This window comes from Marinobacter sp. F4218 (assembly GCF_019443085.1).
Taxonomy (GTDB): domain Bacteria; phylum Pseudomonadota; class Gammaproteobacteria; order Pseudomonadales; family Oleiphilaceae; genus Marinobacter; species Marinobacter albus.
Genome location: NZ_JAHZIL010000002.1, coordinates 495,647 through 507,681, shown reverse-complemented (window position 1 = coordinate 507,681; position 12,035 = coordinate 495,647). Strand labels below are relative to the sequence as shown.

Below are 12,035 nucleotides of genomic sequence, written 5' to 3'. Positions count from 1 at the left end.
CCTTTCTCCAGTGATTCGGGCGGGGCTATTCGTGCACGAGGCCGACAAAAATCTCTTCCAGGGAGCTCTCCCGGGTCTGAAGGTCCCGGTATTCGATACCGAGATCGCCGAGGGTACGCAGCAACCGCGCGACGCCGGCCTGTTCCTGCTGGGAATCGAAGGTGTAGATCAGCTCGTAGCCATCATCAGACAGTTCAATGGGTTCGAGCGTGAGCTCGCCAGGCATTTTATCGAGCCTGCTCTGAAGCTGCAGCCGCAGTTCCTTCTTGCCGAGTTTGCTCATCAGGCGGTCTTTTTCTTCCACCAGAATGATTTCGCCGTGGCGAATCACACCAATCCGGTCCGCCATCTCCTCAGCTTCTTCAATGTAGTGTGTGGTAAGGATGATGGTCACACCGTTCTCCCGGAGCTTCCTGACCATTTTCCACATGTCCCGGCGCAATTCAACGTCAACGCCTGCGGTTGGCTCATCAAGGAAGAGAATCTGGGGTTCATGGGACAGCGCCTTGGCAATCATCACCCGGCGTTTCATGCCGCCGGACAGCGACATGATGCGATTGTTGCGTTTGTCCCAGAGCGACAGGTCCTTCAGCACCTTCTCGATGTGTTCGGGTTTGGGGGCCTTGCCGAAGAGACCGCGACTGAACGAAACAGCGTCCCATACGGTCTCAAAGGAGTCCGTGTTCAGCTCCTGGGGGACCAGGCCAATGGACTGCCTGGCCTTGCGATACTCTCGCACGATGTCATGGCCGGCAGCTTTCACCTCGCCCTGGGAAAGGTTCACGATGCCACAGATAATACTGATCAGGGTCGTCTTTCCGGCTCCGTTCGGGCCGAGCAGGGCGAATATTTCGCCCCGGTTGATTTCCAGGTTGATGTCTTTCAATGCCTGGAAACCGTCGCCATAAACCTTGCTGAGGTGCTTTACGGAAATGTCCGGCTGCACGGGCGTATCCTGTCTTTAAAATGGGTCAGAAATGAAAGCGCAGTATTTTCTCATGACTGGCGCCAATTTAGAAAGCTTTGCCTGTCTCCGCTCAGCGCTCATAATGCCGCTGTCCGAAACTGAGGTATAACAATGTTACGAGCAGCCATGATTGTGGGATTGATACTGGCGTTGGTCGCTACGGTGGTATTCGTCCCCCGAATGTTAAGAAATAACGGTCAGGAACCATGGGGCGGCCCAACTGTGATATGCGACCTGCTGGAGGGAAGCTGTTCGTGGTCAAGCCGGGCCGGGCAGTGGACGGTAGATCTTCAAGTCCCTGGTGAGGGCAGTCAGGATTCCCAGTATAGGCTCACTGTAATATCGCCCGAGCCCCCGGAACGATTCCTCGCGGTGCTCAGGGGCGAATCCATGTACATGGGCGAGTACCCGGTGCCGCTTCGCCGTCAGGTCGACGGTAGTTATGTCGGGAGTTTTACGGCTCCTGTCTGCAGCACCGGAACGGAGATGGTCTGGCGCATCGATCTACAGCAGGGCCAGGAAGCATTGGAAAGCATTCCCGTGAAAATGGTGTTCCGGGTGGATAGCTGACAAGCCTCCATTATTGTGTAAAATTCCAGTCACTTTTCACCAACATCAACACTGATTCCAGGGAGGATACGATGGATTACGGAGATAGCGTTCAGAAGGTACTGCTTCGCAAGATCCGCAAAGCGGAGCAGGATCTGCTGCAGTTGAAACTGGATTACTGCCGGTTCGTGTTTGGCTTGACCCATCGGGCCAGAGTCGTGTCTGACGGAACCGTCTATCTGGTTCGATCCGTTGACGTGGAAAGCATGAAGAATACGGAAGAGGGCGGTTTTACCAGGCCTGCCATCGCAGGCATGCCGATCAATCAGGCGGACACAGGGGAATCAATCCAACTGGGCACGAACTGGGAACTGGACACGGTCTCCGATCAGGCTGCCATCAAATAAAGGCATTGGCCGTGATGGCCTCATAAAGACTGCTGGCGGGCGTTACGTAGTGATGTTGCCGCCAGAACTCCGCGCCCTCCAGGCCCCCTCGATAACACGCCAGAAGCGCACTGCTTTGGCTCAAGGTGGCAATTGCCTGAAGTGCCTGAGGCTGCCGAATTCCGATTTTCCGCTGTGCGATGTGCGCGGCCAGCCCCGCCAGGGAGTCGGAATGTCGGGTGGATCTGTCGCAAAGCGCGCAGGCAGCGCCGTACAGCCAAACCGCGGCATAGTCCCGCACCGCCTCCGGCGCCTTAGCCAGATCAAGCCCATTGACTCGACAATCCCGTTCCTGAAGGCCTGCAAGAATGTGCAGCCGGGTAAACAGTTCCGTCCGGTCGGATGAGGTGACGGGTTGCGTGGTCTGCTTTCCAATAAACGGGGCTGGCCCGAGCTCCTGGTTGGAACCGCTCTCCGGCAAGGGGGCCGCGCGCACCAGCGAGAACATGCGATAGGCCATCAGCAGCACAAGGGCTACCAGGCCAATCTGGATCACGAAAACCAACCCATCTGTCATGTCTTACCCGCCTCAAATAGTTCAGAACCCGGCCGAAGTGTAACGAACTGTAACCCGCAGGGGGATGGTACAGCTTGGCAGATTGAGCCTTTCGATTGGCCGGAGTGACGGAACTGTGATGAACATCAAAATCCGCGCCCCGTTCATCTATGTCGGTAATATTTACAGGCTAAAGCGAGCCAAAGCCGCTAGCAGGTTGGCATGGTTTGCAGTGCCAGTTTCCGGCGGATGTAGCGTCCGAGGGCATCCACACCGATGTTGAGCAGAGCGGTTATCAGGATCAGCATCATGGCACGGTCAAACTGGATATTCTGAATGGCGCTGTCCACGTAGAAGCCCAGGGTATAGATGCCGAGAATGCCGAGGATCGCTGTTTCCCGCATGATGATTTCCCAGCGGTAGAACAGGAAGGCCAGGAACGAGCGGTAAACCCTGGGCACCAGCTCCCACGAGTAACGGCTGAAGCCCTTTACGGCATCGCCTCTCAACTTGATGTTATTGGTCTGGCGACCAATCAGGTGGCCGATGATACCGCCATTATGCAGAGCCAGCGCAACAACGGCAGGCAACATCGAAGGACCCCACAATTGAAGCAGGATGTAGGCAAGGATGTATTCCGGTGTTGACCGTGCAATGACCAGAAATACATGGCCGGATGTTCGGCGAATGGGACCGCCGAAGTGATTGGAGATCAGGGGGAACAGCAAGAGGGCCAGAATGCCGGTCCCGACCAAGGCAATCTGGGTGAGAATCACCGTGTTCCAGATGCCCGGCAGGGCCTGATGGACCATCAGGTCTCCAAACCAGGAGGTCAGGCCGGCAAGACCCTCGCCCTGCCTGATGGGACTGGGAATGATGTCCTGGGTGAAAAACCGTTCAACATTTCCCCAGACGATCGGCAGTCCGTCCCCCAGGAAAAAAGGCGCACCGAGTATGTAGATCGGTAGCAGCTTGGGTTTGACCCATAACGGCATGGTAGCGATCAATACATAGAAAAGGATCAGCATGGCGCCGGCGTCTGAGTAAAGCCCCTGGGAAAATGCCGATTCGAGGTAAAACCCCAATGTCGGCAAACCCACAAAGCCGAGGATGGCACTGGAGCGCAGGCCGCACTCAAGCCGGTACGCGGTATAGGTCCGAAGCTGGACCCAGCAATCCGGAATTCGGGTGTACAGGAATGCGGCGATAACCCCAGTGCCGGGCGGCAACAGGCGGCCCGGCTCGGGATCCGCTTCCTCGAGAATCTCGGAATACACCTTGGCAAAGATCCCGGAGTAGGGGATGGCAATGGCGAGAACCCCCGTTAGCGGGTGGAAACCGAAGAATTGGAGAAAGATGAGCGCCCAGAAAAGCTCGTGAATGGCCCGGATAAACGCACAGAAGATGCGAACGGGCAAGAAACGGTAGACCAGAGACAACATGAAGCCGGCCACACTCCCGAGCGCCACCCCCACGAACGCGAAGGCGACGGTCCTCAGTAATGCCGTCATCAGCCCCTCGGAACTGAAAAAATTGGGAGTCACGACACCGAGGAAGAAGTTGCCAAGATCCCGCCATGGATTGGAAGCGGTTATCGCAATGTCGGCGGCCAGCAGCCCAGCCACCGCAATGGCAAGAAAAATCAGGCTGGTTCGAACCGTCGGATAGGAAAACATGAGGGGCTGGCGTTTCCTAGTAGAGTGACATGATGTCGGCGGCAGTCAGGCGATCGCTGGTGTCATCCAGTGCGACCTGGCCGTCCTGTATTCCAACTATCCTGTTGCAGTACGTCAATGCCATTTCGACGTCGTGGAGCGCAATGACACTTGTCGTAAAGTATTCCTTGAGTCGCTTCATGACAAGGTGTGCCATGGGACCATCAAGGGCGGATACCGGTTCATCCGCCAGGAGTAAACCGGCGTTTCGATACATGGCTCGCGCTACTGCAACCCGCTGACGCTGTCCGCCTGACAGCGACGCCGTAGGAATCCAGAGCTTTTCAGGCATGCCCAGGTCAGCCAGCAATTCCCGAACGGCTGTTTTGTCCGCGGTAAAGGGGCGGATCAGGGACATCGTGTTGTACCAGACTGAATGCCGATCCAATTGGCCCATGAACACATTGTGGAAAACGGGAAGGGCGTTAACCAGCCCCAACTCTTGTGGCACCAGTGAAGAGTTACGATTCACCTGCTCATGAATCAATCGAATCAGTGTTGATTTGCCGGCACCGCTCTTGCCGACCAGAGCGACCTGTTCGCCCTGTTTGACCGTCAGGGAGAGCGGGCCAACCACCCGCTCTCCGCTGAAGGAAGCTGTCAGACTTGGGAGATCGAATCCTGACATTAATCGAGGATTCCAATCTCTTCGGCTGTCTTCCGGATGGGCTCGTAATCGTCATTGGAGGCAGGGATGAAACCTGAGCGCGGGAAGCTTTCCAGCAGCGCTTTATCGTCCAGGCTCAACAGCGCCTCTTTGACACGATCCTTGAAGCCTTCTCCAAAGCGGTCGTTCACGTCACCGCGGATGGTCCACTGGTAATCCGGGTACGGCGGGGTTTCCCAGATCACCTGAACCGCGTCGGTATCGACGTTGCCATCCTCAACCTCTTTCTGCCAGACCTGGAAGTTCAGCGCGCCAACCTCGTAGGTGCCGGCCTCTACGAGACGGAGAGTACGTGTGTGATTGCCGCTGAAACCAACCCGCGAAAAAAAGTCCTCTGGCTGTTCGCCGAAGGTTTCACGAATGTAGAATTCCGGCATCAGACGGCCGGAGGTAGAGCCCTTGGACCCGAAGGTGAAGGTCTTGTCTTTGAGGCCATCCTGCAATTCAGACAGGTCTTCAGCCGGTTCAATGCCAGTGCTGGTGTTGGCTATAAAATAGGTCTGGAAGGCTTCGTCCTCGACGCCCTGGGCAATCGCTTCGGAGCCGGGAACCAGACGTCGGGCCTGGACACCGGAAAGACCACCGAACCAGGCCAACTGAACCTGATTGTTACGAAATGCCGATACAGCGGCGGCGTAGGATTTGACGGGAATATACCGAACGTCCACATTCAGTTCTTCCGAAAGGTAGTCGGCAACGCCTCTGAACCGCTCCACAAGCTTTGTTTCGTCCTCATCGGGAATGGCTGTGAACACGAAGGTTTCAGCGGATGCGGAGAAAGCCATTGCACCAAGCAGGCCGGAAAGCGTGAATTTCCGTATAAGATTCAAAGCCATTTGATGTCCTTAGTTCTATGATTGGATGACTGGAGTGAGCGAACGCACGTCGCATCCTGAAGGGCCAAGGATACCTTGATTTGCGTCAACCCTGAACAGCTATACGAATTGCTGCTTTGATTGGCTCAGCCCTGTAACCCCAAGTCTTTGCATCGTTTGTGAATGGGAAAATCATGAAAATAATAATGATCACGCCGGCACCTCCGGGATCCCGTGCCGGCAATCGTGCCACCGCCGAGCGCTGGGCTGACCTGCTCCGACAAGCCGGCCATCAGGTTGCTGTTGTGACGGAATACCAGGGCGAGAGTTGCGATGCGTTTGTCGCCCTACATGCCTGGCGCAGTCACGATGCCATCCAGATGTTCCGGAAATGCTGGCCGGAAGCGCCGTTGTTACTGGCGTTGACGGGCACCGACATTTACCGCCACCAGCACGAATACCCACTTCCCACACTGGCGTCCATGGCGGCGGCCGACGTATTGATTGGATTGCACGCCCGGGTGAACGAGGATATTCCAGAGCAGTTTACCGATAAGCTCATTACCCTTTACCAATCTGCAGAGGCATTGCCTGCGGCGCGAAACGCCGGCCGCAACACCGATTGTTTTGACGTCTGTGTGATTGGCCATCTGAGGGAGGAAAAGGATTCCCTTCGGACCGCGATTGCTGCCCGGCTTTTGCCAGAGGATTCGACAGTTCGCGTTCTCTGCGCCGGAAAGCCGCACAATGACAGTTGGCAATCGATGGTGGAGAAGGAGGTGCAGGAAAATCCGCGCTTCGAATGGCTGGGTGAGCTCGACAAAGCAGAAATCCGGTCACTGATGGCGCGATGCCAGCTCATGGTGATCAGCTCCGTGATGGAGGGTGGCGCCAATGTGGTTTCCGAGGCTTGTCGGGCGGGGCTGGCGATCATCGCCTCGGACATCCCCGGAAATCGCGGCCTGCTGGGTGATCATTACGACGGTTATTTCCCGGCTGGGGATGAGGTATCACTTGCCCATACCCTCCACCGGGCAGAAACTGACCCGGAATACCGGGAGCGCCTGTCGGAGCAGGTGCAGGCACTTGCCCCGCTTTTCACGCCCGAGAACGAGCGGCAGGCTCTGGAACGGGCGTTGGAGACAGCCACCCGGCGCCGGGCTGATCTGAAAGGGTAGTCCCTCGGTTCAGACGCTAGTCCTTTAGCGAAATGGGTTCGATGGCGCCTTCCACATCCTGCGGCAGCACCCGACCGATAATTGCGGTGTGCGGGTAGCCGAGGGATTTCAGTTCCCGCACGCAGGCTTCGGCCTGATCGGCGGAAACGCTGGCGAGTAAGCCGCCCGCCGTCTGCGGATCGAAGATCAACGGGTACCTGGGATGCTTGACCCATTTCTCCTGATCCCGGATACCACGACGCAACCGGATGTTGGCAGGCTGGAGCGAGCTCAGGATGCCGGCCGCTGCGGTCTCTTCCGCTCCCGGCAATACCGGAATTGCAGACAGGTCCAGCTCTGCGTCAACGCCCGAGGGCCGGGTCATCTCGACGAGGTGCCCGAGAAGTCCGAAGCCGGTAACGTCTGTGCAGGCCCGGGATCCGTATCGCCTCAGGCATTCCGCCGCAAGTTTGTTGGACTGGATCATGGAGGCAAGGGCGCTATCAATCCATCGACCTCTGGCCGCCAGTCGGGCGTGGGCGGCAAACAGGGTGCCGGTACCGATCGGTTTGGTGAGTATCAGAACATCACCGGCCCGCAATCCGCCTTTACTCATGACCTCATCCGGATCGATCAGGCCGTTGACGGCAAAGCCCAGCGCCAATTCCTTACCTTCGCCCGTGTGGCCGCCCACCAGGGCACAACCGGCCTCATTCAGCACCTCCACCGCCCCGGACATCATCTGGAAAACGACGTCCTCGACCTTGGATTCTATGCCATAGGGCACCGTCGCCACAGCGGTCGCACTCTGAGCCTCGGCGCCCATGGCGAACACATCTCCAAGACTGTGGTTGGCTGCAACGCGACCAAAAACATAGGGATCGTCGATGAACGCCCGGAAAAAATCCACGGTATGGACCACAGCCTTGCCAGGGGGGACCCGGAGCACTGCCGCATCATCGGGCGCATGCAGACCAATGAGGATATCGTCCCGCTCAATCGGTTTGAGCTCTCCGAGTGCCCGGGATAGCACGGTACTGCCGACTTTCGCACCGCAGCCGCCACAGCGCATGGCCACTGCCGAGATAGCCTGGGAGGCTTCTTCGGGGTTCTGTGCCGCGGCCGTGTCGGGTAGCTTGGCGTCATCCTCCATGGCCGGCAGGTCGTTGAACTTTTTCATGAAGCGGCGGTCGATCCAGTCTTTCCAGCGCCAGACGAGGGCACCGTCGAATTCCATGTTCCCGCGGGAAGCGACGGCGTACTTGTCGCCGGTACTGATCAGTGCCAGCCAACTTTTCTGCGGGTGAAAATCTCTGGCTCGCTTGCCGAGGGCCATGCGCTTCAGGTTGTCGGCCAGGGGAGGGCCCTGGCGTACCGCGAATACCCCCGCTTTTTCCCTCGGGTGATTGGTGACATTGGCGATATCACCGGCGGCAAAAATGCTGTCGTCGTTCTCGGACTGAAGCGTGTCACGAACCCGAATGAACAGGCTCTCATCCAGGGCGAGTCCGGTGTCCTTTAACCACTCAGGGCCGCCTGCGCGGGTTACCCACAGGACCTCGTCTGTTTGCAGGGATTCGCCCGATTCGGTCAGCAACAACCCTTCCTGAACCTTGCGGACCGGGGACCCGAGGTGAACTTTCACGCCCCGTTCCGAGAGTGTTTTCCGGAATATTTCGCGAACCTTGGGGTTGTGGGTCGGAAGAATCTCGTCGGCCGCGTCGAAAAGATGGAAATGCAGCTGATCCGGATCTTTGCCCCGCTGCTTGAGTTCTTTCGTCAGTCGGAACTGCATGGCGAGGGTCAATTCAACGCCACCGGCACCGGCTCCGACAACGCTGATAGACAGCGGCCCGTCGTGGTTTTCGATCCGGGACAGCAGGGCAAGCCAGCTGTTATTGAAGCCGGTGATGGGCTTGACCGGGACCGCATGGTCGGCAGCCCCTTCAACTTCGTTGACTTGCGGAGACGAACCGATATTGATGGACAGAATGTCGTAGGGCACATCCGGTCGACCACGGCATATAACTCGCTTCTGATCCCGGTCGATACCAATCGCTTCGTCACGGTAGAACCGGGCTCCGGCGTATTCTGCCAGACGGCTGAGATCTATATGCACGTCGTCATAGCTGTAATGGCCGGCTACGTACCCGGGCAGCATGCCAGAGTAGGGCGTGTGGGTATCTCGGCAGATCAGGGTAAGCCGCACGCCGGGGACCGGGTTCATGGCGAACCGCTTCAATACCCCGACGTGGCTGTGCCCGCCGCCAACCAGGACTATGTCCCGTAAAACAGGCTGGTCAGGCGTTCGCATCATACGATTTTCTTGGCTTCAGTGCTGAACTGGGAAAATCCCTTGATGTTGGAGAAGGCCTTGAGCTTTTCCTGGTCGGCCTCGGAAGGATTGGCGATCTGATCAATGGACGTAATGCCAGCTTCCTTCATCTTCTTGGCCGTTGCCGGACCAATACCTTTCACCAGAGTCAGGTTGCTTTTGTCGACGGCTTTGGCTGTGCCAGTCGCCGGCTTCTTAGCAGGTGCCTTTTTGGCGGGCGTCTTCTTGGCAGGCGTTTTTTTAGCCGAAGATTTGGCGGCCTTACTACCGGATTTGGCGGACGATTTTGGCGCCGCCTTTTTGGCCGCTGTCTTCGCTTCCTGACTGATTTCCTCGGTGCGTTTCTTTACCTCGTTTCCGGCTTCCTTTGAGGCGACACCCAGGCGTTCAAGAATACTGCTCTGAAGCTCGTGGAATTCGTTGAGCCTGCGTTCAAACTCATCGTTGAACCGCTTCATCTCCCGCTCACGCAGGTCGTCCACTTCTTTCAACAGCTTCCTGACCGGGTCCTGAATCTGCTGCTGCAAGCTGTCGAACTGCTTGAGCGCATCGTTGACCAGCCCTTCGATCTGGGAGGACGTTTTCTCGAATTCCTTGTTGACCTTTTTTACGATCTTATCAACGCTCGGTTTGGCTTTCTTCGCCATGAAATGTCTCCTTACGGGTGGGGGACGAACAGTCGAACAGAATCAGGCCAATTGCCGGAAACCGGAGAGAGGCCCTGGGGAACGTCGTGATTTAAGAGACTGCTTCTTTGAAAGCACTTCCCGTATCCGGCGGAGCTTTTCCGCAAGGGGGGAATCTTTCTCAGAATCAAGCTCAACAAAATCAACGGAGTAGAAGAAGTTGCTGCAGTGTTTTCTACGCTCAGTCACGAGCCCGGTAACGCCTTCGGCTCGAATTTCGTCGAAGGGCATATCCATTACCAGATCCAGAGCAATGGTATCGCCAGGATTGAAGACCTTGTCGGTTTTCATCACACACCCATACGCGTCCAGTTCATAGAGGGCCGCTTCAACCAGTTCCTTACGGAACAGGCCCTGCCTGACTCGAAATTGCGCGATTAGGTCTGGTAAAGATTCATTCATCAAGATTTACTCTGGCGAATTTCCGTATCCACTGCGGCTCACCATACGGACGGTGAGCAGGATATTGTCTAAACAATAGACACTGATTGGTTGTTTGGCAACGCCATCAGTGCCCTACGTGGTAGCTCTCAGGCAGTGCGTAAAGTCCCTGCCTGAGTGTATCGGCCGGCACTACTTCTTTTTTAGCTCATACATGTCCACGCGCCGATCTTTCAGATTGGTGACGGAGCCTTCGTTACGCACCAACTTGAGTTTTTCGAGATCCATATCTGAGAACATGATCATTTCCGTGTTCGGGGTCGTTTCAGCCATCACCGCATCGTGGGGGAAGGCGAAATCCGAGGGAGAGAATACGGATGACTGGGCGTATTGGACGTCCAGGTTCTCAACCTTCGGCAGGTTGCCGACACTGCCTGTGATGACAACGTAACATTCATTTTCGATGGCCCGCGCCTGGGCACAATGCCGGACGCGAAGGTAGCCGTTCTTGGTGTCTGTCCAGAACGGAACCATGATGATATCGACGTCTTCACAGGAGGCAATCCGGCCGAGTTCCGGGAACTCGATGTCATAGCAGATCATGATCGCGACGCGACCGGCATCGGTCTCGAACACCTCAAAATCGCTACCTCCTTCGATAACCCAGTCCCGGCGTTCGTGTGGTGTGATATGGATCTTGCGTTGTTCATCAACCCGTCCGTCCCGGTGGCACAGGTAAGACACGTTGTAGACACGGTCGTTTTCCAGGAGCGGCATGGATCCGGTAATGATGTTGATGTTGTAACTCACTGCCATCTCGGACATTTCATCCCGGAACTGCTCGGTGAAGCCGGCCAGGAAACGAATGGCCCGGGTCTGGTCCATTTGATCAGTAAGGCCCATGAGCGGCGCATTGAAAAACTCGGGGAACAGAGCGAAGTCGCTCTTGTAATCCGAGAGGGCATCGACAAAGTACTCGACCTGCTTGAGCACTTCCTCTACTGAGGTGAATTCGCGCATCTGCCATTGCACAGCGCCGAGACGCACCTGAGTTTTCTTGACGTTCAGGACCGAAGACGGGGGCGTGTAGAGGATGTTGCGCCATTCCAGCAGCGTCGCGTAGCCGAGGGATTTCTCATCCTCCGGCAGGTACTTGTGCATCAGCCGCGTGACCTGGAAATCGTTGGAGAGCTGGAAGCTCAGTATCGGGTCGTAAATTTCCTTGCGGTCTACCCGATGGATGTATTCCGCCGGCGTGTACTGGTCCGCGTACTTGTGGTAGCTGGGGATACGACCACCGGCAAGAATGGCTCGGAGATTCATGGAGCGGCAAAGCTCTTTCCGTGCCTCATAGAGCCGCCGTCCGAGACGGTAACCGCGATATTCCGGATGGATGAACACATCAAGTCCGTACAGGGAGTCCCCATTGGCGTTGTGCCAGATCTTCTCGTTGCGGAGGATGAGATCGTCGTAGGTGTGCGGATTGCTGAACCGCTCATACTTGACGCAGACGGTGAGGGCGACCGCGATCAGGTGACCATTATCCTCGATGCAGATCTGTCCATCGGGGAACTGTTCCACCAATGCCTTGATCGTCTCCTTTGGCCATGCACCTCCGATGTCATCGTAAATACGGTCCATCAGGATCTGAAGTTGATCGTAGTCGTCCAGCGTCAGATTCCGGAGATTCAGGTGCAGTTCTTCGTGGGCCATTCAGTTCGGCTCCCGTTGGGTTGAGAAGTAGAGGTAGTTACGTAACCGGCGACATATTTCAGAAGTTTATCAGATGCTGTTAAAGAGTTCGCATAACAGGCCGAAACA

General features: G+C 56.5%; 12 protein-coding genes. 3 read left to right on the top strand and 9 right to left on the bottom strand.

Going from position 1 to position 12,035, the window contains the following annotated elements; all coding sequences use genetic code 11:
* Positions 1 to 25: 25 nt before the first annotated feature.
* The gene (locus tag K0B93_RS02715; protein WP_219865708.1) at positions 26 to 946 is read right to left on the bottom strand and encodes an ABC transporter ATP-binding protein; all 921 of its coding nucleotides are present in this window, start codon (positions 944 to 946) and stop codon (positions 26 to 28) included.
* Positions 947 to 1,357: 411 nt separating this feature from the next.
* On the opposite strand from K0B93_RS02715, the gene K0B93_RS19175 reads away from it, so the two are divergent.
* Positions 1,358 to 1,537, top strand: coding sequence for a hypothetical protein (locus tag K0B93_RS19175; protein ID WP_228743177.1), 180 nt, complete (start codon positions 1,358 to 1,360; stop codon positions 1,535 to 1,537).
* Between the two features lie 71 nt (positions 1,538 to 1,608).
* A complete protein-coding gene (locus K0B93_RS02705; protein WP_219865706.1) occupies positions 1,609 to 1,923 on the top strand; it encodes a hypothetical protein in 315 nt (104 codons plus the stop codon).
* On the opposite strand, the gene K0B93_RS02700 is transcribed toward K0B93_RS02705, so the two are convergent.
* The 4 genes from K0B93_RS02700 to K0B93_RS02685 all read right to left on the bottom strand — a co-directional run bounded on the left by K0B93_RS02700 (position 1,916) and on the right by K0B93_RS02685 (position 5,676).
* Positions 1,916 to 2,479 carry a hypothetical protein gene (locus K0B93_RS02700; protein WP_219865705.1) on the bottom strand — a complete coding sequence of 188 codons (564 nt, stop codon included), beginning with the start codon at positions 2,477 to 2,479 and terminating at the stop codon, positions 1,916 to 1,918. The two genes, K0B93_RS02705 and K0B93_RS02700, sit on opposite strands and share 8 nt — an antisense overlap.
* 188 nt (positions 2,480 to 2,667) lie before the next feature.
* Complete coding sequence (locus K0B93_RS02695) at positions 2,668 to 4,134, bottom strand: PhnE/PtxC family ABC transporter permease (protein ID WP_219865704.1); 1,467 nt, start codon at positions 4,132 to 4,134, stop codon at positions 2,668 to 2,670.
* A gap of 16 nt (positions 4,135 to 4,150) precedes the next feature.
* Positions 4,151 to 4,801: an ATP-binding cassette domain-containing protein gene (locus tag K0B93_RS02690; protein ID WP_219865703.1), complete on the bottom strand. Its 651-nt coding sequence runs from the start codon at positions 4,799 to 4,801 to the stop codon at positions 4,151 to 4,153.
* Positions 4,801 to 5,676, bottom strand: a complete 876-nt coding sequence (locus K0B93_RS02685; RefSeq protein ID WP_219865702.1) for a putative selenate ABC transporter substrate-binding protein — start codon at positions 5,674 to 5,676, stop codon at positions 4,801 to 4,803. The genes K0B93_RS02690 and K0B93_RS02685 overlap by 1 nt, the downstream gene beginning before the upstream one ends.
* 173 nt (positions 5,677 to 5,849) lie before the next feature.
* On the opposite strand from K0B93_RS02685, the gene senB reads away from it, so the two are divergent.
* A complete protein-coding gene (gene senB, locus K0B93_RS02680) occupies positions 5,850 to 6,833 on the top strand; it encodes a selenoneine biosynthesis selenosugar synthase SenB (protein WP_219865701.1) in 984 nt (327 codons plus the stop codon).
* Between the two features lie 16 nt (positions 6,834 to 6,849).
* On the opposite strand, the gene selD is transcribed toward senB, so the two are convergent.
* The 4 genes from selD to K0B93_RS02660 all read right to left on the bottom strand — a co-directional run bounded on the left by selD (position 6,850) and on the right by K0B93_RS02660 (position 11,927).
* Positions 6,850 to 9,126, bottom strand: a complete 2,277-nt coding sequence (gene selD, locus K0B93_RS02675; RefSeq protein ID WP_219865949.1) for a selenide, water dikinase SelD — start codon at positions 9,124 to 9,126, stop codon at positions 6,850 to 6,852.
* Positions 9,126 to 9,794, bottom strand: a complete 669-nt coding sequence (locus K0B93_RS02670) for a helix-hairpin-helix domain-containing protein (RefSeq protein ID WP_219865700.1) — start codon at positions 9,792 to 9,794, stop codon at positions 9,126 to 9,128. The genes selD and K0B93_RS02670 overlap by 1 nt, the downstream gene beginning before the upstream one ends.
* Positions 9,795 to 9,836: 42 nt before the next feature.
* Positions 9,837 to 10,235, bottom strand: a complete 399-nt coding sequence (locus K0B93_RS02665; RefSeq protein ID WP_219865699.1) for a hypothetical protein — start codon at positions 10,233 to 10,235, stop codon at positions 9,837 to 9,839.
* Between the two features lie 171 nt (positions 10,236 to 10,406).
* Positions 10,407 to 11,927 carry a GNAT family N-acetyltransferase gene (locus K0B93_RS02660; protein WP_219865698.1) on the bottom strand — a complete coding sequence of 507 codons (1,521 nt, stop codon included), beginning with the start codon at positions 11,925 to 11,927 and terminating at the stop codon, positions 10,407 to 10,409.
* Between the last annotated feature and the right edge of the window lie 108 nt (positions 11,928 to 12,035).